Raw genomic sequence first — 25,982 nt, 5'->3', positions numbered from 1 at the left:
AACCCTTGCCGGAGACGCATTTTAGACTTTCCATGCAGGGCGGTTCTCGTCATATTGCCCTGGCATGAATCTTGACCTTCTCCAAAAAGCCGCCAACCAGGCGCGGGGCCTTGCCATGGATGCCGTTCACGACTGCGCATCCGGCCACCTGGGCCTTCCCCTGGGGTGCGCCGAAATCGGGGCCGTCCTGTTCGGTGATCTGCTCAACGTCTGCCCGGCCCAGCCCCGCTGGCTCAACCGCGACCGCTTCATTCTCTCCGCGGGCCACGGCTCCATGTTCCTTTACGGCTGGCTGCACCTGTCAGGATTCAACGTCGGCATTGAGGACCTCAAAAACTTCCGCCACAAGGGCTCCATCACGCCCGGCCACCCGGAATTCCGGGATACGGACGGCGTGGAATGCACCACGGGGCCGCTCGGCCAGGGCATTGCGAACGCCGTCGGCTTCGCCCTCTCCGCCAGGCGCGCCGCCGCGCGGTTCAACAAGCCCGGCATGGACATCTTCACCCAGAACATCTTCTGTCTCACGGGGGACGGCTGTTTGCAGGAAGGGGTGGCCCGCGAAGCGCTCGCCCTGGCCGCCGTGCTGAAACTGGACAACCTCATCCTCATTTACGACTCCAACGACATCACGCTGGACGCCCCCGCAGAACGCACCCAGCTTGCCGACCCCCGCGCCGTGTATGAAGCCCTGGGCTGGGACGTGCGCCAGATCGATGGACACGACTTGAAAGCCGTCGCGGAAGCGGTGGAAGCCGCCAAGGCGGCCAAAAACGGCAAGCCCCAGCTCATCATCGCCAAAACCGTCATCGGTAAGGGCATCCCCGGCATTGAAGGCACCACCAAGGGCCACGGCGAAGGCGGGGCCAAACTCCTGGAAGAAGCGCATGCCAACTGGGGCATCCCCTCCGGGGAACGCTACTACGTTTCCGAAGACGTCCGCGCCTACTTCAACGACCTCAAGGCCCGGCGGGAAGCCGCCTTCTCCGCCTGGAACGCCATGTACCGGGAATGGCGCCAATCCTTCCCGGAACTTGCCGCGGAACTGGACGCCGGAATGGACGCCTGCGCCAGGGGCGTGGACCCCTCCGTTTCCGACAAGGACATCCCCGCCTTCTCCCCGCACTACAGCGACGCCACCCGTTCCTCCGGTTCCGTGGCCATCAACGCCATCGCGAAGGCCGACCCCTGGTTCCTGACCACCAGCGCGGACCTGTACAGCTCCAATAAAAACTACCTCAACGGCGGCGGAGACTTCTCCGCGGAAAATCCGGAAGGCCGCAACTTCTGGTTCGGCATCCGGGAACACGCCATGGCCTCCATCTGCAATGGCATCGCGTACGACGGCCTGTTCCGCGTAAGCGCCGCCACGTTCTGCGTATTCGTGGACTACATGCGCGCCGCCATCCGCGTGGCCGCCCTGAGCGGGCTGCCCGTCACCTACATCCTGACGCACGACTCCGTGGCCGTGGGTGAAGACGGCCCCACCCACCAGCCGGTGGAAACCGTCTCCGGCCTGCGCGTAATCCCCAATCTGGACGTCATTCGTCCGGCGGACCCGGAAGAAACGGCCGGAGCCTGGATGGCCGCCCTGCAAAGGGCCGACGGCCCCACCGCCCTGATCCTTACCCGCCAGAAAGTGGCCACGTTAAATGATATCCCCGTGGAAACGCGCCGCCAGGGCGTGCTGAAAGGCGGCTACGTAGCCCGCCGGGAACAGGACAAGCTGGAAGCCATCATCCTTGCGTCCGGTTCCGAACTGGAACTGGCCCTGAAGGCCGCGGAACGCCTCGGAAGCGGAATCCGCGTGGTCTCCATGCCCAGCTTCTTCCGCTTTGACGCCCAGCCTGCCGAATACCGGGAAAGCGTGCTGCCCCCCTCCTGCATGAAGAGGGTCTCCGTGGAAGCCGGCGTAACGGGACTGTGGTGGAAATACGTGGGCTGCCAGGGTGAAGCCGTGGGCATCAACCGCTTCGGCTTCTCCGCCCCGGGCAATCAGGTCCTGGACGAACTCGGCATGAACGTGGACAACGTCGTCAACGCCGTTCAAAACGTGCTTGCCAGATAAAACGGCCCGGAATTGCTTCCGAATGCAATTTGTCAAAGGCTGCCCTGCCGATGCGGGGTAGCCTTCTCTTTATCCATCCGGCCCATGCGAGCAAACAAGGCAGCCTCGCGCGCCATCCTCAACGGTTCCGTCTCGCCGCCCCGGGCTGAAAAGCTCCAGCCTTCCGCGGCCGGAACCGCAGCAAGGGAACGCTTTCACGGAAGGCGGAAATGCGCCGCATGAAAAGTCTTGTGCCGCTTACAGCTTGTGCCCGAAGGAATCGCCGGGCTTCAGGGACTTGATCAGCTCCACCAGCAGCTTGATGGTATCTTCCACATCGCTGAGGGCGGCGGTTTCCACCGGAGAATGCATGTAGCGCAGCGGCAGGGAAACCAGCGCGGAAGCCACCCCGTTGCGGGAAACGTAAATGCTGTCCGTATCCGTGCCGGTGCGGCGGCCCGCGGCTTCATGCTGGAGATTGATCTTGTTCTTGTCCGCCACAATTTCCAGGCGGGCCACCAGGTTGGGATGGTTGGCGGTTCCGTGAATGACGGCGGGGCCCTTCCCCAGCTTGATATCCCCGAACTTCCCCTTGTCCAGGCCGGGAGAATCCGTAGCGTGCGTCACATCTATGCAGATGGCGGCATCCGGCTGAATGCGGTAAGTGATCATCCCGGCGCCGATGCAGCCCACTTCCTCCTGGACGGCATTGACCAGCGCCACGTTCCAGGCCAGGGGCTTCTTCTGCTTGCACAGGCGTTTGGCTATCTCCGAAAGAACGAAGCCGCTGAGGCGGTTGTCCAGCGCGCGGCAGACCAGCTTGTTCTCATTCATCAGCATGGGACCGTCACAATAAACGCCTACATGCCCCACACGCAGCCCCAGGTCGGCCACCTCCTTGTCGGAGGAAGCGCCCACATCAATGTAAATTTCCCAGATCTTGGGCTCCTTCTCCCCACCTTCGCGCAGGTGGATGGCCGTATTCCCCGTAATGCCCATCACTTCCCCCTGGCTGCCCAGGAAGCGCACGCGGCGCCCGCGCGCGATGGCCGTATCCGTTCCGCCCACGCGTTCCACATACAGGAAGCCCTCCGGCGTAATGTGGCGGATCATGAAGCCGATCTCATCGGCATGGGCCTCGATCATCAGGGTGGGGGCGTTCTCCTTGTCCGCATGGAAGGTGGCCCACGTATTCCCGTAGGTGTCGCACTGAACATCCTCCGTGTACTTCCGCATCTCATCCGCCCAAATGCGCTGGGCGTCTATCTCAAAACCGGAAGGACTGGGAGTCTCCAGAAGTTCCGTTAAAAACTCAAGGCTGTCGTCGCTGATCTTCATATACCCCTTTATAGCACCGTTCCGGATGCCGCTCAACCGGAAAGAAGGGCGGATGCCGCATCTTCAGAAGAGGGGTGTACACACGGAAAAGCCCGCATGCCGGGCAAGGCACGCGGGCTCTCCATAAATGGGAAAAAATCAGGCCTGAAGCCCCCTGGAAATACCCTCCAGAACATCACCCTTCCCCATGATGTATCCGGTGTCCGGATCATGGTACTGCGTGGAATGCACGGAAGTTCTGCCGCTTCCGTAAGGATCCGCCTCCTTCGCTACCGGAAGGCGCCCCGCGAGGGAGGGAAAGCATGCTTCCGCCAGTTCAAAGGCAGTGACGGGTTCCGGAACCAGATTGACGGCAAAAAGGCCGCATTCCCATGCTTTCTCCACATCATTGACGATGCGGCGCATGGGATAAAGCTGGTGGCGTTCCAGCAGGGCCACGTCCAGTTCGCCCTTTCCTTCCGGCGCATTTGCCAGCAAATCCGCCACGCTCATATCCGCACCCGTTCCGGTGACTTCCGGCAGGTACACGCTGAGCACGCGGCCGAATTTGAGGTTGACGTAATCCCTCAATTCCGCCAGGGCGGAGAGGAAGGCGTCTTCAAACTCATGAACCAGCGGGGAATCTTCATTCCCCGTCTCCGGCTGGGTATCGATGCTGGTGACGTAAGTCAGGCGTTCGATTTTCACCTCGTGCAGAATGTCTATCAACTGCCGGACATGGGAAATGAATGCCTCCTCGTTCCTTCGGATGGCACGGCGGCCTTCCCACAGGGACGGACAAATGAGAACAGCCTGGCCGAACTCCCTGCCGCGCAGGAGCGGCAGACTCGTTTCGTCAATCAGGTAGTCGAAATACCGTTTTGAGGTCCAGAAAGAACCCAGGGCGTTCGAGGAACTGATGAATACCGTATCTGTCATGTTGCGGAGGAAGGGTGCTAGGTTGTGGCAGACTCCCGGAACTTATTTCAGGGCGTCAAAGGCGGATTTGAAAAGGAAATAACCCCAGCCCCAGTCTTCATGGGCCGCCCAGTCCTTGTCGTAATGGTGGCGGGGAAGCAGGAAGCGTTCCGGGTGGGGCATCAGGCCCATGGCGCGGCCAGTGGCGTCTTGGAGCCCGGCAATGCTGCAGGCGCAGCCGTCGCGGTTGTCCGCATACTGCAGGGCCACATACCCGGCGGACAGATACTTTTCCGCATCTCCGGGCCTGGTGACCAGGCGGCCTTCCGCGTGGGCAGAGGGCAATTCAAACTCGTCCGGAAGCCCCTGCAGGAACGGGGAATCCTTGGCCACCTTCACCAGCCTGGCCCACAGGCATTCAAAGCGTTCGCTCTTGTTGTCAATCAAGCTGGAGGAAGGAAGGATGCCGAGCTTGGTCAGAATCTGGAACCCGTTGCAGATGCCCAGGATAAGGCCCCCGCCGGCGTGGTGCCTGTGCAGGGCGTCTCCCAGGAAACGTTCCGTTTCCAGCTGCGCCAGGCGTCCGCTGGTAACGTAGTCCCCGTAGCTGAAGCCGCCGCTGATGACGACGAGCTGGGACTTGGCCACGTGTTCCGGCGCGGCGGTGGCGATGGGCTGGACCTGGGTGGAAAAGCCGACCGTGCGCAGGGCGCGTTCCGTTTCCACATCGCAGTTGGTGCCGGGGTATTTGAGTAAAAGTGCGTGAGGCATGTGATTATGTGTCAAATCGTTATAAGTTGAATCCGGGACTGTTGAAATCAATAGTAGGGAGTGAGTCCGTCCTTCCAGAGTTTCTTGAGTCTTGCAAGTTCGCAGTCCAGCACCTTTTCCCCGCCGCAGCAGGTGGCTGCAAGGCGTTTTTCCGGAGTTGCGCGCCCGATGCAGGCACAGGGGAAGCCCTCCATGGCCGCCTCAAAATCCGCGGCGAATTCGGGGTCCACCTCCACCAGGATGCGGCCCGTGCTTTCACTGAACAGGGGAATGGCCGGGGATTTCCAGCCGTTCACAGTGGGAACCTTCGTCAGGTCAAGCTGGACGCCTCCCTTGCCGGAAAAGGCCATTTCCGCCGCCGTGACGGCCAGGCCGCCTTCGGAAACGTCGTGGGCGGAAAGAACCAGGCCGGAAGTCAGGGCATTGTAATAGGCCTTGTACAGCTCCATATTCTTCGCGCAATCCGTCTGCGGCACCTTGCAGTCGTTCACGCCGTGCGTGCGTGCGAAGACGGAGCCGCCCATTTCATCTTCCGTATTGCCGATGAGGTACAGCAGGCTGTCGTCCCGGCGCAGGGAGGAGCCGGTGGCGTGGTCCGGGCTTTCCACCACGCCGAAGCCGGAGCAGAGGAAGGTGACGGGCACGTTGATGGGGCCGTCTTCCGTCTCAAAATAATTATAGAAGGAATCCTTGCCGGAAATGAACGGGGCGTTGTAGGCGTCCGCGGCTTTGGCGATGGCTTTCACGCACTCCACCAGGCGGCCGAGCTCCGCCGGATCTTCCGGATTGCCCATGCAGAAATTGTCCAGCAGGCCGATCTTGTCCGGGTTGGAGCCCACCAGGATAAGCTGGCGCACGCACTCGTCCACGGTGCCGGTACCCATGGCGTAAGGATCCGTCTTGCCCCATTCCGGAAGAATGGCGCAGGCCATGGCCATGCACTTGTCCGAGCCGTCGATGTCCACCACGGAACCGTCCTGCGGAGCGTCCGCCGTGGCGCCCGCGAGGGGCTTCAGAATCGTGTTGCCCTGCACTTCATGGTCGTACTCCCGGATGATGGGTTCGCGGGAAACGATGGCGAAATCGCTCATGACGGTTTCCAGGGACTTGCCGAGGTCCTTGTCCGGCATCGGCTGCCCGGTGAGCCCCTGGCCGCTGATGAATACGGAAGAAAGCTTCTTGACGGGGGCTTCATGCAGCTTGGAATTATCCAGGCAGCACACCAGTTCCCCCTTGTGCCAGACCTTGAGGATGCCCGTATTGTCGGAATGGCCCAGCACGGTCAGTTCCGTCTGGAAAGTATCCGCCAGCTTCTGGAGTTCCGGCAGGTCTTTTTCCTCCACGGCCATCACCATGCGTTCCTGGGACTCGGAAAGGAAAATTTCCCAGGAAATCAGACCCGGCTCCTTCAGGGGGGCGTTGTCCAGGAAAATCTCCCCGCCCGTGACGGAAAGCATTTCCCCGGCGGCGGAGGAAAAACCGCCCGCGCCGCAGTCCGTGATGAACACGATCAGGCCGCGTTCGCGCGCTTCCAGAATGAAATCCAGCGTCTTCTTCTCTTCAATCGGGTTGCCGATCTGAACGGCGGTGAAATCCTCCTCATGGGAGGCCTCATCCAGCGCGGCGGAAGAAAAGGTGGCGCCCTTCAGGCCGTCGCGCCCGGTCCGGCCGCCGATGACGATCACCTTCAGGCCGGGGCGCATTTCCTTGAGGATGTCCCCGCGGGGAATGACGCCGGCGGTGCCGCAGAACACGAGCGGATTGTAAATGTAAGTGGGGTCGAACTGGATAGCCCCGTTCACCGTCGGAATGCCCATGCGGTTGCCGTAATCGCGCACGCCGCGCACCACGCCGCGCATGATGCCCAGCGGATGAATGACGTCCGGGGCGGTGATGGAGGCGGGGTCCGTATCCGGAGCGCCGAAGCAGAACACATCCAGGGAGGCGATGGGCTTGGCCCCCTTCCCTGCGCCCAGAATATCGCGGATGACGCCTCCCAGGCCGGTATTCGCCCCTGCGTAGGGTTCAATGGCGGAGGGGTGGTTGTGCGTCTCCGCCTTCAGGCAGACGGCCAGCTTGTCGTCCAGAGCGATGAAGCCGGCGTTGTCGTCAAACGCGCTGAGCACGAAGCCCGGCTTGCGTTCCATGATCTTCTCGGAAGGCTTCTTGATGTAGGTCTTGAACAGGCTGTTCACGGTCTCCGGCGCGCCTCCGTTCACGCTGTGGCTGATGGAGGCGGAGAAAATGCGGTGCTTGCAGTGTTCCGACCAGGTCTGGGCGATCACTTCCAGTTCCACATCGGTGGGGTCGCGGTCCACTTCGCGGAAAATCTGCTGGACGACTTCCATGTCCTCGCGGGACAGGGAAAGCTTCTGCTGCTTGCTGAGCTCGAGCAGCTCGTCGCTGCTCAGGTCTCTCACGGGAACGGTGCGGTAGGTTTTGGCGGACATATTGCTGGGAAAAAGTAGGCGTGAGGGGAAAAATCAGGCGATGGTCCAGTTGTGGATGGCGGGATTGCAAACGTCCTTGGCGAAGCGTTTGGAAAGGCTCTCCCGGTCCCCCTGGCCGAAAACGTACACGCGCTGCGTGATCTTCAGCCCGTCCAGGGTGAAGCCCATGTTCTTGCGGCCGCGGTAATTCTGCAGGATGGCCTCCTTCTCCAGGTCCAGGGCTCCGGCCTTCATGCCGTAGTCGATGGTGAAAAGGGCTCCCGTCAGAATGGGGGCATCCTGCTCGCTGCATTCCTGGGCAATGGGGTCAACCAGCACGCTCAGGAGGTAGTCGCGGGCTTTCTGCTCGTCTCCGGTGATTTCCACCGTGTACACGCGGCTGCGGCGGAAAGTGAGGCCGGCATTCAGAGGGGTGTAAAGCAGGGCGTCTGCATTGGCTGCGGCCTGGAATCGGCTGATAACTTCAAAATGGAGGGTCATATGGCTCAGGAATGTGGTAAAATGAAAAATGGGGGCCGGCTGGCCGGCCGGCTCCCATGGGGAAAAGCTTGCGGATCAGGCCTTGTGCTGGAGGCGGGAAAGGACTTCCTCATACGCTTCCATCACATTGCCCAGGTCCTGGCGGAAGCGGTCCTTGTCCATCTTCTCGCCGGTCTTGATGTCCCACAGGCGGCAGGTGTCCGGGGAAATCTCGTCCGCCAGCACGATCTGGGAGGGATCTTCCGCCAGGCGGCCGAACTCGATCTTGTAATCCACCAGCGTCAGGCCTACCTGCTTGAAAAAGTCGATCAGCACGTCGTTCACGATCAGCGCCTGCTTCTTGAGGAAGGCGCACTCCTCTTCCGTGGCGGCGCCCAGTTCCCGGGCATAATCATCATTGATAAAGGGGTCGCCCAGATCGTCGTCCTTATAGGAAAACTCCACGATGGGCTTCTTGAAGGGGGTGCCTTCCTTCACGCCCATGCGGCGGCTGAAGGAACCGGCGGCAATATTGCGCACGATCACTTCCAGGGGAAGAATGGAAACCTTCTTGACGTCGATGTTGATGTCGTCCACGTCGGCCACCAGGTGGGTCTTCACTCCCTTCTCCTCAAGCATCCTGTAAATGAGCAGGGTGATGGCCTTGTTCAGCTTGCCCTTGTTCTCGAACTGGGCTTTCTTGGCGCCGTTTCCGGCAGTGGCGTCGTCCTTGTACTCCATGCGGAGGACGTTGGGAGTATCGGTCGTATAAAGTCTTTTGGCCTTGCCTTCGTAGATAGGTTCCATGATACGTTTTACGCAGGGTTGAATGCGTGCGGGGATGTTACGCCAGACGGTACGCAGGGTCAAGCCGCAACTGGACGAAGAACACCCTGCGGCCAGGGCGGCGGAAGGCCGCGCGGAAATGCGGCCGGGCGCGGCGGAAAGTTCATTGGAAAATAACCTGCCGCGAGACAATTGCAGAGAAAAATCCGGAAAACACGGAACACCCGGAAACGGAAAACAGGCGCGGGCGAGGAACCTTTCCCGATGCGGTTTGAGGACAGCCCATGAACCCGTGAATCACCGGAACGCCTCAGCATGGTTTGATTGATCTTAATCATCTTGACGCAATCCTTTCGTCTTGTTAGAAAGATCATTGATGTTCAGGATATTTGCATGTGTCTGGCTGACTCTGGCGATTCCGTTTTTTGGGCTGGGGGAGGAACCTGAAGAGGAAACCTATCTCGCTCTGCGAAGTCCCGCCCAGTACTTTGCGGCGGAATCTCATGATTCCCATTATTGGACGGTCCTGTTTCCAGACGATCCTCCATTTTCCTATGCGTGCCTTTATCTCCCCTCGTTTAATCGCGAATTTGGCTTTTATCTGGAGGGAAACAATTTGATCTGGGCCCAGACCATCGGACCCTCCAGCATGCAAATACTTTCCCAAGCACCGATTGTGGACTTGCAGAGCCAGGGAGCGGACCGTTGCGCCGTTCTGCTCATGTGCCTGCAATTTCCCGTTCTGGGGAACATGCTGGAAGGATGGGACTGCATGGCCAGCGGAGGGGAGGAAGAGGATATATTCAGCACCCCTTCCGACAGAAAAGGACTGCTTCCCAAATTGCCCCAATTCGGGGAATGGCGCATGCGGGCGACCGGATGGATGGAATCCATAATCAACCCTTTTATTTACAAGCATCTGTACGTCAAAAGAGGAAAAATAACATTGAAGCCGGCCTTGGCCGACGCTTTGCGAAAAACCTGGGATGAGGCAGTTGAGCGGAAAACTTTCGTCATGGACATGTACAGGCAGCTTATAAGCGGGAGTGACGGGGATCATATCTATTTCCGCGGAGCTTCCGGCCCGGTAGGGGAAGACCTGTGTGAAGGTGAAGGAATGCTGAGGCCCGCCATGAGGGAGCTGGCTTTCGGAATCGTGGACATGGCCATGATGGAGGATTTCAATCCGGAAAGGGAACAATGGCTTATGGATCAATGCGCCAAAATCCGGCGCCATGCCGCAGATTTGGGAGAAGCCCCGCCCCCCATGGTTTCCGAATCCTGGGTGAAAGAGGCCTCTTTGAAAGAGCAGGCGAAAGAGGAAAAGGAAAAAGAACCGGAGGCCGATTCTCCTGCCCATCGTACGAAAGAAGAATATGTACGGGGATTCCGGGAGCGTTTTTTGAAACCTCTGGACTGGAATCCGCTTTGGAGGGATTTATTCCCGAACGGAACTCAGGGAAAACCGGGAGCATGCTGGGTGGGAAGCAGGGGAATCAGCGGTTTTTACCTGGACGGAACACTCATGGGACGTGCGGAAACCCTGATCAATACTCCCCTGGACATTTATGACGAGTGGTTTTACAACCAAGTCCCGGAAAGGGCATTGTTCCCCTACGACGGCATTCGGGAGCCTGTAGGATATGGCGAACCCAGAGTAAGGCGGGAATGGATCTCCGTGGGAAGGGACTTGAGCCGTTTGCTGGAAGAAACGCTTACGGACATTGCCAAAGGGAAAATGGCCGGCGGAAAAGGGAACAACAACGAAGTGGAGGAAACGAACGGGATGTACTTCGTTCCCTTCTGCATCGTGCGCGGGGCTGACGGAACGGAAAGAATCATGTCCTCTGCCGATGCGGACTTAAAAACCGTGGTCGAATTGATGGAACTGTGGTACACGGTAGATATCCTGTTCATCGACGACGAAGACTATCTGCAGTACATTTTAAAAAAACGCGCCGTCCTGCAGGGAAAAACGGCCCGGGACGGAGCGGCTGAATGCCCCGGGGCAAGCGGCATCTGGAACAGTTTGGGAAATCGGTATCTGTGGAATTGATTCTGCGCCGGTGCGCCTATCCTGCCGGATCGCTCTTCTCTGTGCGTACACCGGGAATATTAGTCTTGATACCCGTAGGGGCCGGCGTATCATGTGCTTTAGTATGCACGCCGACTTGGAGAAATTGTTGTCTCTGGGGAGAATTACCCCCGCTCTCGCTGAAAAACTTGATTGTATCTCACCTGGCCATTACTGCTTCCACTCTACCTGGGGAGCCGGAAAAGTCATTTCCTGGAACCTGCCGGCCAAAAAGCTGGTCATTGATTTTGAAGAAAATCCGGAACATGAAATCGCGCTGGAGTTTGCTCCCCGCATTCTGGAATTCATCGGTGACGACCACTTCCTGGCCAAGCGCTATGAAGACCCGGAATTCCTGATCTCCCTGGCCGCGGACGATCCCGTGGAACTGGTGCGCCTGACGCTGAAGGGCTACGGCAATTCCCTCACCCCGGAAAAACTGGAAGCCGCCCTGAAAGGCACCGTTATTGCGGAAGACAAATGGAAAAACTGGTGGGACAAGGTGCGCGCCATGCTGCGCACCAACGTGCAGTTCATGATGCCGACCCGCAAGGGGGAACGCATCACCCTGCGCACCAACATGCTTTCCCGCGCACAGGCCGCCCTGGAAGACTACGGCAAGGCCGCCGACCTGAAAGCGAAAGTGCGCGTGCTGGATAGCGTCAAGATGGAAAACGTGGTCTCCGAACCGGAGGCGGTAAATACCCTGATCCAGGCCGTAAACGCCGACGTTTGCAACGGCGGCAGCCTGGCCCTCCAGCAGGTGCTGGAACTGGCCATTCTGCGGGACGACCTGATTGCCGCCGTCAAGAACACGGAAGCGGCGGAAACCTCCTGCTCCCTGCGTTCCCTGGTGGAAAACGGCATTGAGGACGTGGAACGCTTCGCGGAAATCCTCAATTCCATGCCCGCCGTGCGCCAAAAGTGCGTGTACGCCGTACTTCCGGAAATCTTCGGCGACTCATGGACGGAAAAAACCCTGGAACTGTTTGACGCCAGCGGCGCCCGCGCCGTGGGGGAAATCGCCAAATTCCTCATTGAACAGGGACAGGAAAAAACCTTCATCAAGCACTTGAAGCATTCCCTGCTTCGCCAGACCCTTCCCGCGGAATCCCTCATCTGGATATGCCGCCAGCGCAATGACGCCGCCAAGCCTCTCTTCGGCATTCCGGTAGGCATCGCCATGCTCTCCCTGATTGAACAGGACCACATGGACGGCGGCCCCAACCGCATGCTGCGCCTGAAAAACCTGTTCATGGAAGACAAAAACATGATTCAGGAAATGATCAGGAAGCAGGACGTGGCGGAAGTGCGCCAGTTCGCCAAAATGCTGTACAACACGTCCGCCTTCTCCGAGCAGGACCGCGGCGCGCTGATGGCCCGCGTGATCAGCGTCTTCCCGGACCTTCATTCCATCGTGCTGGACGCTATGGTGGACACCTCCGACAAGCCGGAACCGGTCTTCGTCTCCTGGGAAAGCCTGGAAGCGCGCAAGAAGGAACTGGAAGAACTGGTGAACGTGAAAATTCCGGAAAACCTGCACAACAAGAAAATTTCCCGTGCGGAAGGCGACCTTCGTGAAAACGGCGGCTACCAGGACGCCAAGGAAGTGGAAAAAGTGCTCAACCGCCGCCGCGCGGAACTGGAGCACGCGCTGTCCCTGGCCCGCGGCACGGACTTCACCGTAACGGACACCTCCAGAGCGGCCATGGGAACGAAAGTGACGCTACAGCCCCTCGGCGGCGGAAACCCCGTGGTGTACACCATTCTGGGAGCGTGGGACACAAACCCGGAAAAACACATCGTCTCCTATCTCTCCCAGGTCGGCAAGGAACTGACCGGCAAGAAAGTGGGCGACCAGGTAAAAATCGTCCCCATGGACGGCGACAAAAAGAAGGTGTTCACAATCACCGCCATTGAAGCCGCTTTTTAAGAACGGTTATTCGCAGATGTTCTCTTTCAATCCTCCATGTTTCATGGAGGATTTTTTTGCGATATTTTGTCATATATATTGAATATAAAAAAGTTGTACTGAAGAAAAAAATTGGGTCGAATTTGGAATCCGGCAGGTTTACTTTGGGGGAACAATCCGGTTCTTTTCGGCTGGTTCAGTATTCCATATCCTGGTGAAGTAACGAATTCATTCCATCTTTTTTGATAAATGCAATCTGCTGGAAATAAGTTCTTCACACCTCCTCCAAGGACCGTAACGGCAGAAAAACAGAAGCGAAATTATCCCTTCGTCATGCTTCGGGAACAACTTTATCCGTGGAAAAAGGAAGACTTGTCCTCCCTCCCTGTGATGTTTGTACAAGCGGTGGAAATCTGTTCAAAACCCTTCCCCTTAAAATTGTAGATTGACTTCGGATTCCAAATTCGTTATAGGCAGGTACAGCAAGTAGCCCGTTCGTTGTATTCCATTGACTATCCCCTGCATATTATGAAGAAGACATTATTTATTCTGACCGCCATGACTGCGGCAACCGTCGCTGCGGAAGCCTCTACAGTCCTGATATCGTTCGGCATCAATTCCGGCAATGGCACTGCCATTGTGGAAGGAACCTACCGCGGGGAAGCCGGACAAAAAGTAAACAAGGTTTCCACAGGGAGTTCAAATTCCTACACTTCCGGAGCACTGGCAACTACTGACGGGGAAACTACCGCCATCACCGTCACGACCGGCGGCGTTTGCTGCGGTCCAGGCGGCGTTCTGACTGACGCTACCGCAAACGGATCCGCGCTGGCGGGCCATGGCAACAAGTTCTATGACGTCTTCGGCCAGGACATGTCCCTGGGCAACCCCATGGGGGGCGTTGTCAACACTGCCGGCTCCGCCAATGGCAACTTCACCATGTCCCTGAACAATCTGTCCGCAGGCACCTACACGCTGACGATGCTGGTAGGCCGCGGGAACGATTACGGTACAGGCAATACTTCTTCCTTCAGCCTCAGCGGCGACGGCATAGCCAACATTTCCGCCATTCTTGACGATTACTCCACTGGTTCCGGCGCCACGCTGAACGGTTCCACCGTTACGGCCAATACGCACACCGGGGACTGGGTGCTGATGACTTATACATTTGACGTAACGGCCGACAATACCCGGCTTGACATCCTGTCCCAGGGTGGCAGCGGCAGCATCAATACTCTGGCGCTGACCTCCGTTCCGGAACCGGCCACGGCGTCTCTGGGCCTTCTGGGGCTCTCCGCCCTGCTTCTGCGCCGCCGCAGAAACTGACCCGGACTCATCTTTTCCGAGAGATAAAAACTCCGTACCTCCTTATCCGGGGTACGGAGTTTTCTATTCAAGACAGGGAATGATACGGCAATTCCTCTAGAAAATCCCCGCAGAAAAAATCGGTGCGATCCGTCGGAAACGCCGTGCAGCGGCAATAGCGCCCCTCTTTTCATGCACACCGTCCCGGACACGCCCTTGCACACAGGAAAAGGCGATTCAATCCCACCAACAGCGCGAAGCGATGAAACAAAGCCGGGAATTCACGATGCTCCGCTGCGTTCACGGAAAGGCGGAAAAACAACTCCTTCAAGTTTTTTTGCGTCCAGCGGTCCCCTTTTTCATTGCGGTCCCGCAGCGGATTGACCATGATACGGGGTACCCGGCTCCATCATGCAGAACCAACGCCTACAGTACGAACGAATCATCATCACGGGCGCATCGTCCGGATTCGGGAAGGCCTTTGCCCGGACGCTGGCTTCCTGCACCGGGGAACTGGTTCTCGTCGCCCGGAATAAAGAGGCGCTGCAACAGCTTGCCGCCGAACTGGAAGAAAAACATCCCGGACTGCGCGCCGCCGCCCTTCCCTGCGACCTGGCGGACGAATCCGCCCTGGACAATCTGGCCGGGCGCCTTCTGGAACTGCCTGCGGCAAAAACCCTCCTGATCAACAACGCCGGAGCGGGAGACTACGGGGAATTCTCGGAAGGCTCCTGGGACAGAATACGCACCCTGCTGCGCCTGAACGTGGAAAGCCTCACGCGCCTGTGCCACGCCATGATACCGGGCTTGAAAAGAAACGGCGGGGACATCATCAACATCAGCTCCCTGGCGGCTCTGCTCCCCATCCCGGACTTTGCCGTTTATGCGGCCACCAAGGCATACGTTTCCAGCCTGTCGGAAGCCCTGCGGCTGGAACTGAAGGAACACGGCATACGAGTCCTGGCCGTTTGCCCCGGCCCCGTCTCCACGGGATTCGGGAAAGCGGCGCGCCGCCCCGGCTTCACCGGCAACATGATGCCGGGCAGAAACGCCTTTGACACCCCCACGGAAACCGTCGTGAACGACAGCCTGCGCGCCCTGTCCCGCGGACGCGCCAGAGTCTTCCCCGGCATGAAAATACGTTTGGCGGCCCTGCTGCTGAATGCGGCTCCCCTGGGGCTGATCCGCTTCTTCATGGGCAGACGCCCCCGGAAAGTCCAGCCTTCTCCACCCGAAACCCTCCCTCCCGCGCCATGAAACCCCACCGCCGCGGAATCACCCGCATCACCTGGTTCAAGCTTACGGTCTGCGCCTGCCTGGCAGCCATGGCGGCTTCCCTCTTCACGCCGTATCCGGCCCAGATCATCCGCGCCCTGAAAGGAGAGCCGGAACCGGCGACAGATGTCCCAGACGCCTACCCGCCCCACACTTCCCTGCCCCCGGAACAGCCGGACCAGACGCAGACGGCCGCCCCGGATACTGCCGGACGCCCCGGCACGGCCACGGAAGATGTGCGCCTGCTGTCTCCCTGGACGCCGGAGCGCACCATCGCCCTGCCCCCCGTGCAGTATCCGCCGTTTCCGCCCGTTCTGCCCACCAGGCCGTCCACAGGAGCGCTCACGAACATTTACGAGCTGGCCCGCGGCCTGAACTTGAAAACCCAGGCCAACTTCCTGCCCGGCACGCTGGCCTCCAGCGACAAGAAAACCAAAAGCAATTACCAGATGACGCTCACCCTGAACGTCAAACAGCCCCAAGCCCTGACGAAAAAGGAAGACATCCTGAAGCTCAACCCCAAACTGGAGGCCATCCTCCCGGACCTGTCCACCCTGTTCAGCCACGCGCGCGTCTCTCCCTACTACGGGCAGATCTACGCCCGCAAACAAACGGAAATCCGCAAAAACCTGGCCTCCCTGACCAAGCTGCTGGACCGCCACAACTTCTACGATACGGAAACCATCCTGGAAATAACCCACCCGGAAACCCGCAGAAAACTGCTGTGGCTTCAAAGTGAAATGGACGTCGTTTCCGACGGGTCGGACGGTGACCGGCTGTCCACCATGCCGGACAAAATCCTGAAAAGTTCCTTCTACCAGCCCAGCACCTCCTACCGCTGGAAAAAGCGCACGGACAAGCCCAATCCCCTGCTCAAGCCCTGGCAGCAGAGGCTGGCTGCCTACAAGGCAAGCCTGGCCAAGGCCCCCACCGCGGAAAAAGCCGCCCTGCGCAGCAAAATAGACCATGCGGAACGAGTCATTGCGGAACTGAAGAGGTATAGCTTCCTAATCTCGGAATACGATCCCTTCATTGTGGTCCCTCTGGGCGTCGTCAACCAGTCCTCCCCGTTCTCCCCGCAATTCGGCGACTACGCCGTCGTCATCGTGGACGGCAAATTATACCCGGCCCTGGTGGGAGACGCGGGCCCCAGGTACAAAACGGGGGAAGGCTCCCTGCGCCTGAGCCGGGAAATCAACCCCAAATCCGGCCCCTACAGCCGCCCCGTTTCCGACCTGGTGGTGAGCTACCTCATTTTCCCCGGCACCGCGGAACCGGAAGCCGGACCGCCCGATTATGAAAAATTCACGGCGAAATGCCGGGAACTGCTCAACGACATAGGCGGCATGGGAGACGCCTTCAAACTCCACCAGTGGGAAGACCTGCTTGCTCCCAAGCCGCCTCCCGTCCCGGCGCCTTCTCCCTCTCCCTCCGCTTCCGGCAAGGAACCGGAAACCACGGCAAAAGACGGAAAAACGGCTGCGGACAAACCGTCGGAAACTCCTTCTTCCCCGTCTTCCCCCACGCCTTCCGCCACATCCTCGCCTGCGGCCCCCTGACGTGCAGTCCTCCCGGACTACAGGGCTTCCTTCCAGGAAAACAGAAACGCCTTCCACATCCGGGAATACACCCTGCCGCGCGTAACCTTCACCTTTCTGGAAGAGGGAATTTCCCGCTGTTTCAACAAATCCAGCGTATCCAGCCCCAGCCACGCCGGAAGCACCGTGGAAAAACGCAATCGTCCGTTATGCAGGGACTCCGCATAAAACACGCCTTCCTTCAGCCACAGCTCCGCCTTTTCCAGCCACGGTTCCGCATCGTCTCCGGGCAGATAGCTTCTCCCGCGGGAGAAATCCTCCTCCCGGTCGCGGAGAATGTTCACCAGCTGCAGCCCCATTCCGTAATGGACTCCCCACCGCAAAAGCACCTCTTCCGGCTGGGTGCTGAACGCGCCGCCAAGGACAAGGAGGCCCAGCCTGGTCCAGAACTCGCCCACGCATCCGGCCACCATGTAGGCGTAATGTTCCAATTGTTCCGGACAAGTGACGGAGGAATGCTCCGCAAAATATTCCAGGTCCCACGCCTGTCCCTCCACAATCGTGGACAGAACGTTCCGCACCAGCATCTGCTCCCGCGGCGGCAGGGCTTCCAGCAGGGCCAGACATTCGGGAAAGCGCGCCAAAAGTTCCCCCTCCCCCCGGTGCTTCTGCACGGAAGACAGCACGCCCAGCCGGCCGAAACAGGTTGCGGCCGCCTCGTGAGAGGCATCCCCCGCCACAGCCGCGCCCATCATCTTCAGCAGAGCCAGCCGTTCCTTCAAATCCATGTCCACCGTATCCGCCACCGTATCCGTGGCGCGCGCCAGCAAATAGCCCACGGCCACGCCGGGCCGCATCTCACGGGGCAGAAAGCGCATGCTCAGGTAAAAGGACCGGGAAACGGCGGATAAAAGCTGATGGAGGCCCTTCATAACTTTTGCAGGCCCAGCCTGTGCATCTTGTAATGGAGCACCCGCGGAGAAATGCCCAATCCCCGGGCCGCCGCGGACATGTTGCCCGGAGAGCGCTTCAGTGCGGCCACAATCAATTCCCGTTCAAAGGAATCCACCATCGTGGGCAAATCCGCCTGTTCCTCCCCTCCGCGGGAATTCGGGGCGTCGCTGCTGGGCATCTGGAGGGAGGCGGGCAGGTTGTACCCGTAAATGCAATCGTCCTGCGCCGTAATGACGGCGCGCTCCACACAATTCTCCAGTTCCCGGACGTTGCCCGGCCAGTGGTAGGCCATCAGCATGTTGATGGCCGGGGTGGAAAGGCGCGTGATATGCTTCCCGTACTTGAGATTGAACTTGGAAAGGAAATGCTCCGCCAGCAGCATGATGTCCCCCTTGCGCTGAATAAGGTCCGGCATCACGATGGGAAAAATATTCAGACGGTAATACAGGTCTTCACGGAATTTGTTTTCCGCCATTAGTTCCTCCAGGTTTCGGCTGGTCGCGGCGATGAAGCGCACGTCGGAATGCAATTCCCGGTTGCTTCCCACGCGGGAAAAAGTCTTCTCCTGCAAAAAACGCAGCAGCTTCACCTGCATTTGCAGGCTCAAATCCCCGATTTCATCCAGAAACAGGGTTCCGCCGTCCGCGGCTTCCGCGCGGCCAATGCGGCGGCTGGTAGCCCCGGTGAAAGATCCCTTTTCATGGCCGAACAATTCGCTTTCCAGCAGGTTTTCCGGCATGGCCGCGCAATTCATCGTAATCAGAGGCTTGTCCTTCCTGGCGCTCAGATTCACCACGGCGCGCGCCACCAGTTCCTTCCCCGTTCCGGAACTGCCGCGGATCAATACCGTGGCGTCGCTGGGGGCCACCTGCCGTATCTGCTCATACACCTGAAGCATGGGGCGGCAATTCCCTATCAACTCGCCGGGATTGCTCGTCAGCAATTCGCGCAGCTTCTCATTTTCCGCCACCAGGGCCTCTCTTTCCTCGTGGGCCTGGAGACATGCCGCCAGGGCATCCCCCGCGATGTTCCCCACAATCTGCATCAGCTTCAAATCCCGCTCCAGATCCGTCTCCGCATCCACGGGGCGGTCGATGCTCAAGGTGCCGATCACCTGCTGCAAATGAATGATGGGCACGCAGATGAACGCCACCTTTTCCCCGCTCTTGCGGGTGCGGGTACGGTTCAGGAACCTGCGGTCCCGGGAAATATCCTCGATCACGTGGGGACGGCCCGTTTCCGCCACATGGCCCGTAATGCCTTCGCCCACATGGTAGTGGCCGCGCTTCATTTCCTGTTCGTCCAGCCCGTGGGAGGCTTCGATCATCAGGTCGTTCCCGTGGCGGATGGTGAAAGTGCCGCGCAGCATCTTCATGCGGCGGTACAAAATATCAAGGATATGCTGCAACAGGACCGTGCCGTTGCGCTCGTTGACGATTGCAGAACTAATCTCCTGCAACACGATCATTTCCAAATCGGGAGACTTGTTCATGCCATTCATGCAGCCCGTAGCTGCCTGAATACTAACCGGGCTCATGCGTCCAACCAACCCTTTTTTCGTGCACTGCGTTTCCCGCGGAAAGAAAGGACAAAATCATCCGCCATCTTCATCATTGAACATCAACATGAAATAAAACATTCACGAACATGACAACACAATTACAAAATTGTAATACCGCGTTCCGGCGCCTCTCCGCGTCAAAGAGGTTCCGCTCCTGAAGACTCCCGTTTCATCATCTCCGTAATCACCTGGAACAGCGCCGTGCGGTACAGCACGCCGTCCAGACGGCCGTCCGCCTGGCGCACGACGGCGGCGGCGGACAGGTGGTCCTGCTCAAACAGCTTGAGGGCATCCGTCAGGTGCGTATCCCCGTCCAGCACGGGAGCGCCCGGACGGATCAGGTCCCCTGCCGACGGAGGCTGCCCGCCGGGGCCGGGATTCCACTTCTTCCGGATACCCGGCACATCGCCCGGATAAATGGTCCCCAGGTAAGAACCGTCCTGCTTCACCACGAAAATCAAATCCCCCGGATTCTTCAGCATCAGGGAGGAAACCTCTTCCAGAGAAGCATCCGGAAGCACCTGCGGCACCACGTGCCGCGCCAGATCATGCACATGAACCTGCGCCATGGGCAGGCTCACCACGGAAGCGGTGCTTCCGGACAGGCTGGCGGCGTACATGGAACGCGCCCGGATCAATTTGCTGGTTCCGTAGGCACTCACCACGCCGATCAGCAGCGGGTAAATCATCTGCCCGCTCATGGAAAACTCCACCACCATCACCAGCGCCGTCAGCGGAGCCTGGGCCGCCGTGGCAAAAAAGGCCGCCATGCCCACCATGGCATACGCCACGGCGTGATTGCCCTCCATGCCCATGAGATTCAGCAGGGTGCTGAAAATAAAACCCACCATGCTCCCGACAAACAGGGTGGGTGTCATCGCCCCGCCCACGGTGCCGCAGCCGAACACCACCGCCACGGCGCTCACCTTCACCGCCAGCAGAATCAGCGCCTGCTGCGTCCCGTAATCCTCATGCACCAGCCCGGTGATCAGAGCCTGTCCGTTGCCCACCACCTCCGGGTAAAAGCAGGCCAGAACGCCTACCAGCAGCCCGGCCGCCATCAGGCGCACGGGCAGCAGGGACTGGCGCCCGTTCAAATACTTGTTGGACACATCCAGCAGGGCCACCCAGCCCTTGGCCGCCACGGCGGCCAGCACCCCCAGCGCCACGCACCACAGGGACTGGGAAAACATCGTGAAACTCTCAAACGGGGAACTGTAAAGAGGCGAGGGGTCCCCCAGCAGGTGCAGCATCAGAAACCCGGTGCAGGAAGCAATCAAAAGAGGAGCCAGAATATCCATGCTCACCGTGCCGATGATGATCTCACTCACGAACAGGCAGCCGGAAAAAGGAGCGTGGAACGCCGTGGTGAAACCTGCCGCCGCGCCGCACCCCACCAGCAGGCGCAGACGGGGAATGGAAACATGGAGCTTCTGCCCAACGGCGGAGGCGATCAGGGCGGAAGACTGGATAATGGGGCCTTCCTTGCCGATAGCCGCTCCGGAAGCAATGCTCCATGCGGCGGAAAGGACTTTCAGGGAAGAAGCCCTGACCTTGATCAGTCCGTTGCCTATGGCCAGGGCCTCCATGTACTCCATGGCCTGCCCCGGCATCCTTCTCTTCACGAATAAAAGAATAAACCCGGCCACCAGGCCGCCGATGGCCGGTACGGCTATCCGCCATTCCGGTTCCAGCAGGGAAAAAACGCCCACCCTGGAATCCGACCAAATGCCCGTCAACAGCCATTGAATAAACTCCACCAGCCATTCAAAGCACATGGACATGCTGGCCCCGACAATCCCTACCAGCACCGCCCACATGAAAGTCACCTGGCTCTCCCCCACCTTCAAATGGTGGAACAGGTTTAAAACCCATCCATACCAGACTGTCCCGGGAGGAGTCTGAGGATCGGGGGGAGACGGATTCATGGGCAAAAAACAGGACTGTTCCGTTAAGACATGAAATTCCGTCCGGACGTTCGAATCAGGCGCAGATACCGCCACGGTCTCCTCCCCCCGTCTGGCGGCTTCCGCGCTCTACCGACAAAATAAGCTCAGAAAAACAAGGCTTGAAAGGGCCTCCCACTCAAATACCTTGCACTGGCAGGGAAACCTGATAAACCGGTATTATCTCCCGCTACCCATAAACGGCCATGCCTTCCCCCCAGCCGCAAAAACAGGTCTCCGGCCGCCTCCGGAGACTGGCATTCCTGCTCATTGCCTGCACCGTATTCACCGTACTGGCGCATGAACTGAAATATCCCGCATCCGCATGGCCCTCGGAACGGGAAGTGCTCTCCGGCAGATCCATCTTCGGAAAGCCGGGAGACACGCGCTCCCTGGTCACCGTGACCCTTCCCTACCCCTTGAGGCCCTCCTGGGCTCCCGATACGGAAATCACCTCCATCACCTGTCACGGGCTGGTCGCCGGCTCCCTCATCAACATCTTTCAAAAGACGCTGGACCACTATGGCCTGGAACGCATCCGGGAACTGCATCTGGACGTTTACGGCGGCTGCTTCAACAACCGGCCCGTCAGGGGCGCCGGCAGGCCGTCCCTGCACGCATGGGGAATTGCCGTGGACCTGGACCCTTTGCGCAACGCCATGTACATGCGCGCGCCGGAAGCTGCCTTTTCCGGTCCGGAATACGATGCGTTCTGGTCCATCGTGGAAGGAGAGGGGGCGTTCTCCCTGGGGCGCGAGCTGGGATATGACTGGATGCACATCCAGTTCGTCCGCCCGTAAGGCACCATGCGTTGAAAACCCGGAAAAGGCGTCAGAACGTATATTTCAGGTTGATGCCGTAATAAAAATCGTTCCCCAGGCCTTTCCGGCTGAGGACGGTCAGCGCCTGGCTGAAATTGGTAAACAGCTCCACGGTCAGGCGGGAAGTGGCCCGGAACGTAAAACTCAAATTATAGTCCAGCGCGTTGGAACCGTGATGAACCACCGGTCCCACATACCCGCCGTTGTAGCCGTAGCGGATCGTGGCGTCCACCCGGACGCAATCCGCTATCTCTTCATGCAGGCCGGCAAACGCCGCATAATAGCCGCGGAACGTATGATTGTTGTACTGCCAGTACAGATCCGTTCCCGCAAACCAGCGGTCGGAAAAGCGATACGTCGTTTTCAGCCCCGGACGCGGAATCCCCTTGTCTCCGGGAAAAACAAAGCTGTGCTCGTACCACGGCATGACCGTCCAGTTCCCCAGTTCCTTCACGTAATCCAGCCGGTACTTCAACTCCGCATGATTCTGATGGTCCGTGGAAACGCCGTACCATATCTTGCCCACCCACTCCCTGTACTGAATTTCCGGCACGAACGCGCACAGACTGCCGTCCCACAGGTCCAGGCCCTCGCACTCGTACTTGCTGGCCCATCCCGTCTGGAAGCGCAGGTACACCCTGTCTTCAGCGGGCTCCGCCAGGGAAAGGGGGTGGGAACCTCCCGTCTTCAGATAATGCGCCGGATTCAGGCAATTCGTGGTGGACGCCAGGGCGCCGCTCCATGAAAAAGCGGCGCAGACCGCCAGCAGCACTCCCGTTCCAATTCTCGTCTTCATGTCATTCCGGTGTTGAAAAAGCGTTTCCAGGGCGGCAGGCCCGGACGGGAACCGCACTCCGTTGCACTATACGTCCATCTTCTTTTTCCCTGCAAGTCGATAATCAGAACGCCCCTCCCGAAAACACGGCCACCGGAGGAAAAAAGAATCCTTCATGCGGAGAAATGCCAAAAGGGAACCCATGAAAGATTGCGGACCCCATTCCGGTATTCTTCCGTAGATTTCCATGCAAAAACAAATGAAATTAACCCTGCCGGCCTGCGTTCTCTTCCTCTGTCTTCCCTCCGTCTTCGCGCAGGAGCAGATCATCCCCAAACCGGCGGAAATCACGCTTCAAAAGGGCGCCCCGGCCACACTCACCCGGGATTCCGCAATCGTGCCCGACGTCCGGGACAAGGCCTTCCTGAACAGGGCCACGCAGTTGCAGCAGATATTGAGCGAAGGAACGGGGCTTCCCCTTCCTCTGAAAACCCCGCAGGACGCGCCCAAAAACGCCGCCAATATCATCATCAAAAAAGACTCCTCCCTGGCATCCAGAGGAGAGGAAGCCTACTCCATCCAATCCTCTCCCCGCGGAATCATCCTTGCCGCCGCAGACCCGAAAGGTATTTTCTACGCTGCCCAGAGCCTGGTCCAGATGATGCCCGTCATCTTCCATGACCGGAATGCGGACAAATCCTCCGTGCAATGGAACATTTCCCGGACGCCGTTCAAGATCGTGGACTATCCCCGGTTTTCCTGGCGCGCGCTGATGATCGACGAAGCCCGCCACTTCTTCGGTGAAAAAGCCATCAAGCAAATCATCGACCAGATGGCCCTGCTGAAAATGAACATTCTGCACTGGCACCTGACGGACGATGTTGGATGGCGCATGGAAATCAAAAAATACCCGCGCCTTACCTCCATCGGCTCCAAACGCCGGGAAACGGAAACAGGAACGTGGAACAGCGGCAAATCGGACGGTACGCCGCATGAAGGATTTTACACCCAGAAGCAGATCAGGGACATCGTGCAGTACGCGGCCCGGCGCAACATCACCATCGTCCCGGAAATCGAAATGCCGGGGCATGCCAGTGCGGCCGCCGTCGCCTATCCCTTCCTGAGCCTGAAAACTCCCGCGGAGGTGCCCACCACCTTCATCGTCAACACGGCTTTTGACCCCACCTCGGAAAAAACTTATGCCTTCCTGTCCGACGTGCTGGACGAAGTCGTCTCCCTGTTCCCCGGCAAAATCATCCACATCGGCGGGGATGAAGTGCGTTACGACAAGCAATGGAAAGGCGTGCCGGAAATTGAGGCGTTCATGAAGAAAAACAAATTGAAAAGCCTTTCCGACGTCCAGATGCACTTCACCAACCGCATGTCCGGCATCATTGCCAAAAAAGGCCGCCGCATGATGGGCTGGAATGAAATCTACGGCCATGACGTCAATGGGGACGGCGGAGGCAAGGCGGGAGGCAAACTGGACACGAACGCCGTCATCCACTTCTGGAAAGGCAGCGCCAGTCTGGCGAAGGACGCCATCCGGGAAGGCCACGACGTCATCAACTCTACCAACGGATTCACGTACCTCGACTACAGCTATGGCAGCATCCCGCTGCAAAAAGCCTACGGCTTTGAACCTGTCTTCGACGGGCTTGAGGAACAATACCACTCCAAGGTCAAGGGGCTGGGAGCCCAGATGTGGACGGAATGGGTGCCGGATGTGAAACGCCTCCACTACCAGGTTTTTCCCCGTGCCTGCGCCTTTGCCGAGGTGGGCTGGACAGCCAGGGACAAAAAGGACTTCCCGGACTTCAAAAAGCGCTTGAAGGACTACGGGAAACGCATGGACCTGATGGGCATCAGCTATGCCGGGGACATCGTAGGTCAACTGGACAAGGCCGACTTTTTCAACACGCCAAAGCTGGGAACCTGGACTCCCGGCGATCTTGCAAGGGAGGAACACTCCTTTGACGCCACGCAATTGATCAAATCCCCCGGCAACTACACCGTCACCCTTCTTTACGACAAGGGAGCCCATGCCATTGAAATAGAGTCCGTCGCCCTGTATGAGGGGGACAGGGAAATCGCCCGGGACGCCCATCCGGGGAAAAGCGGAACCCGCAAGGAAAACATCCAGTACATCCTGAACGTGCCGGAAGTCAAATCCGGCGCCGCCTATACGGTCAGGGCCAAATTCAAAGGCGCCGGAGGCAATGACTCCCACGGCACAGTTTACCTTGAGACGCCCTGAAATCCCGTTATCATTCCGGAACAAAAGCCTGCGGAACTAAACGTTCCGCAGGCTTCCCTATTTCCGGATGAATACGGCGCTCTACTTGCGGCGGCAGACGGCGGAGATGAAATTCATGTACTTCCCTGCTCCGGCCTCCATGGCCCGGCGGTCGCCGACGGCATAGGGATTGTCGCAGGCAAGCCAGTCCGCCCAGCACTCGTCAAAGGAATCCATTTCCCGCACGGACAGGAGTTCCACCTCGCGGGATTTGGAAAGAAGCTCCGCCCACCAGCCGGCGCTGTGGATGGTCTCTATATCCTCCTCCGTCCAGGAAAGGGCCATTTCCGGAGGAAGCCCGTCCGTCAGTTCCTTCTTCAAACCGGGCAAAGCCAGGGCAATCAGGCCGCCGTGTTTTACCAGCGGAGCCAGGCAGGAATCCATGTACTTTTCGTCACGGCCGAAATAGTGGTAGGAATCAACGCTCACTACGGCATCAAAATACTCCTCCGCGAAAGGCATGTTCCCGGCATCTCCGTGCAGGGGAATAATGCGGGAATCCAGTCCAAGCTCCCGGAAACGGAGATAATTCTCCGTGGCCGGAATCCACAAATCCAGGGCAAAAACCTGGACTCCGAACGTATCGGCCAAATATGCGGACGTCAGCCCGCGGCCGCATCCCAGGTCAAGCACGCGCATGGAAGGCTCAAGGGGGATTTGGCAGCTCAGCTCCTTGAGAAGAGTAATGGCGTTGGGACCCATCATGTTCTCATTCAAATATTGCTGTTCAAGATATGTTTTCAATGTCTTATTTCCTTTCAAGATATGTAATGTATT

At 58.8% G+C, this 25,982-nt stretch carries 20 protein-coding genes; 8 read left to right on the top strand and 12 right to left on the bottom strand.

Translation table 11 applies throughout. The annotated features are described in order from the left end of the window. Positions 1 to 64: 64 nt before the first annotated feature. Entirely contained in the window at positions 65 to 2,068 is a 2,004-nt protein-coding gene (gene tkt / locus OQH67_RS06710; protein WP_215434081.1) for a transketolase, read from the top strand. Between the two features lie 237 nt (positions 2,069 to 2,305). On the opposite strand, the gene OQH67_RS06705 is transcribed toward tkt, so the two are convergent. The 7 genes from OQH67_RS06705 to OQH67_RS06675 form a co-directional block, all read right to left on the bottom strand. Next, on the bottom strand, positions 2,306 to 3,385 hold the full coding sequence (locus OQH67_RS06705; RefSeq protein WP_215434082.1) for a M42 family metallopeptidase: 1,080 nt from the start codon (positions 3,383 to 3,385) through the stop codon (positions 2,306 to 2,308). Between the two features lie 138 nt (positions 3,386 to 3,523). Continuing rightward, the gene (locus OQH67_RS06700) at positions 3,524 to 4,303 is read right to left on the bottom strand and encodes a hypothetical protein (protein ID WP_215434083.1); all 780 of its coding nucleotides are present in this window, start codon (positions 4,301 to 4,303) and stop codon (positions 3,524 to 3,526) included. A 42-nt stretch (positions 4,304 to 4,345) separates the two neighbouring features. Beyond that, positions 4,346 to 5,053, bottom strand: a complete 708-nt coding sequence (locus OQH67_RS06695; protein ID WP_215434084.1) for a phosphoribosylformylglycinamidine synthase subunit PurQ — start codon at positions 5,051 to 5,053, stop codon at positions 4,346 to 4,348. Between the two features lie 47 nt (positions 5,054 to 5,100). Beyond that, positions 5,101 to 7,503, bottom strand: coding sequence for a phosphoribosylformylglycinamidine synthase subunit PurL (gene purL, locus OQH67_RS06690; protein ID WP_215434088.1), 2,403 nt, complete (start codon positions 7,501 to 7,503; stop codon positions 5,101 to 5,103). Positions 7,504 to 7,536: 33 nt separating this feature from the next. Beyond that, entirely contained in the window at positions 7,537 to 7,983 is a 447-nt protein-coding gene (locus OQH67_RS06685) for a hypothetical protein (RefSeq protein WP_130083571.1), read from the bottom strand. Positions 7,984 to 8,058: 75 nt separating this feature from the next. Further along, positions 8,059 to 8,769 (bottom strand): phosphoribosylaminoimidazolesuccinocarboxamide synthase, encoded by a 711-nt coding sequence (purC, locus tag OQH67_RS06680; RefSeq protein WP_067572755.1) that lies wholly within the window; start codon positions 8,767 to 8,769, stop codon positions 8,059 to 8,061. Between the two features lie 59 nt (positions 8,770 to 8,828). Continuing rightward, a complete protein-coding gene (locus tag OQH67_RS06675; RefSeq protein ID WP_215458908.1) occupies positions 8,829 to 9,086 on the bottom strand; it encodes a hypothetical protein in 258 nt (85 codons plus the stop codon). Between the two features lie 38 nt (positions 9,087 to 9,124). Between OQH67_RS06675 and OQH67_RS06670 the strand changes: the two genes are divergently transcribed. The 5 genes from OQH67_RS06670 to OQH67_RS06650 all read left to right on the top strand — a co-directional run bounded on the left by OQH67_RS06670 (position 9,125) and on the right by OQH67_RS06650 (position 16,873). Continuing rightward, complete coding sequence (locus OQH67_RS06670) at positions 9,125 to 10,804, top strand: hypothetical protein (protein WP_215434090.1); 1,680 nt, start codon at positions 9,125 to 9,127, stop codon at positions 10,802 to 10,804. 103 nt (positions 10,805 to 10,907) lie between these two features. Next, positions 10,908 to 12,755: a GreA/GreB family elongation factor gene (locus OQH67_RS06665; RefSeq protein WP_215434092.1), complete on the top strand. Its 1,848-nt coding sequence runs from the start codon at positions 10,908 to 10,910 to the stop codon at positions 12,753 to 12,755. A 507-nt stretch (positions 12,756 to 13,262) separates the two neighbouring features. Next, positions 13,263 to 14,060, top strand: a complete 798-nt coding sequence (locus OQH67_RS06660; RefSeq protein ID WP_215434094.1) for a PEP-CTERM sorting domain-containing protein — start codon at positions 13,263 to 13,265, stop codon at positions 14,058 to 14,060. 390 nt (positions 14,061 to 14,450) lie between these two features. Next, positions 14,451 to 15,296: an SDR family NAD(P)-dependent oxidoreductase gene (locus OQH67_RS06655; protein ID WP_215434095.1), complete on the top strand. Its 846-nt coding sequence runs from the start codon at positions 14,451 to 14,453 to the stop codon at positions 15,294 to 15,296. Beyond that, the gene (locus OQH67_RS06650; RefSeq protein ID WP_215711669.1) at positions 15,293 to 16,873 is read left to right on the top strand and encodes a glycoside hydrolase family 75 protein; all 1,581 of its coding nucleotides are present in this window, start codon (positions 15,293 to 15,295) and stop codon (positions 16,871 to 16,873) included. Before OQH67_RS06655 ends, OQH67_RS06650 begins: the two co-directional genes overlap by 4 nt. A 17-nt stretch (positions 16,874 to 16,890) precedes the next feature. On the opposite strand, the gene OQH67_RS06645 is transcribed toward OQH67_RS06650, so the two are convergent. The 3 genes from OQH67_RS06645 to OQH67_RS06635 all read right to left on the bottom strand — a co-directional run bounded on the left by OQH67_RS06645 (position 16,891) and on the right by OQH67_RS06635 (position 21,295). Next, the gene (locus tag OQH67_RS06645; protein WP_215434097.1) at positions 16,891 to 17,784 is read right to left on the bottom strand and encodes a phytoene/squalene synthase family protein; all 894 of its coding nucleotides are present in this window, start codon (positions 17,782 to 17,784) and stop codon (positions 16,891 to 16,893) included. Next, positions 17,781 to 19,298 carry a sigma-54 interaction domain-containing protein gene (locus tag OQH67_RS06640; RefSeq protein WP_251828192.1) on the bottom strand — a complete coding sequence of 506 codons (1,518 nt, stop codon included), beginning with the start codon at positions 19,296 to 19,298 and terminating at the stop codon, positions 17,781 to 17,783. The genes OQH67_RS06645 and OQH67_RS06640 overlap by 4 nt, the downstream gene beginning before the upstream one ends. Before the next feature lie 206 nt (positions 19,299 to 19,504). Then, positions 19,505 to 21,295 carry a chloride channel protein gene (locus OQH67_RS06635; protein ID WP_215434100.1) on the bottom strand — a complete coding sequence of 597 codons (1,791 nt, stop codon included), beginning with the start codon at positions 21,293 to 21,295 and terminating at the stop codon, positions 19,505 to 19,507. A 224-nt stretch (positions 21,296 to 21,519) separates the two neighbouring features. Between OQH67_RS06635 and OQH67_RS06630 the strand changes: the two genes are divergently transcribed. Beyond that, positions 21,520 to 22,113 carry a M15 family metallopeptidase gene (locus OQH67_RS06630; RefSeq protein ID WP_215434101.1) on the top strand — a complete coding sequence of 198 codons (594 nt, stop codon included), beginning with the start codon at positions 21,520 to 21,522 and terminating at the stop codon, positions 22,111 to 22,113. Between the two features lie 31 nt (positions 22,114 to 22,144). Here the strand turns inward: OQH67_RS06630 and OQH67_RS06625 are convergent, their stop codons facing one another. Next, entirely contained in the window at positions 22,145 to 22,930 is a 786-nt protein-coding gene (locus OQH67_RS06625; protein ID WP_215434103.1) for a hypothetical protein, read from the bottom strand. Between the two features lie 238 nt (positions 22,931 to 23,168). Here OQH67_RS06625 and OQH67_RS06620 point away from each other — a divergent pair, with 238 nt between their 5' ends. Then, on the top strand, positions 23,169 to 25,166 hold the full coding sequence (locus OQH67_RS06620) for a beta-N-acetylhexosaminidase (protein WP_215434105.1): 1,998 nt from the start codon (positions 23,169 to 23,171) through the stop codon (positions 25,164 to 25,166). A gap of 81 nt (positions 25,167 to 25,247) precedes the next feature. Here OQH67_RS06620 and OQH67_RS06615 read toward each other — a convergent pair whose 3' ends face one another. After that, entirely contained in the window at positions 25,248 to 25,910 is a 663-nt protein-coding gene (locus OQH67_RS06615; RefSeq protein ID WP_067572824.1) for an SAM-dependent methyltransferase, read from the bottom strand. Between the last annotated feature and the right edge of the window lie 72 nt (positions 25,911 to 25,982).

Origin of the sequence: Akkermansia biwaensis, from assembly GCF_026072915.1 — a bacterium.
Classification (GTDB): Bacteria; Verrucomicrobiota; Verrucomicrobiia; order Verrucomicrobiales; family Akkermansiaceae; genus Akkermansia; species Akkermansia biwaensis.
This window is presented reverse-complemented; position numbering and strand designations above follow the sequence as displayed.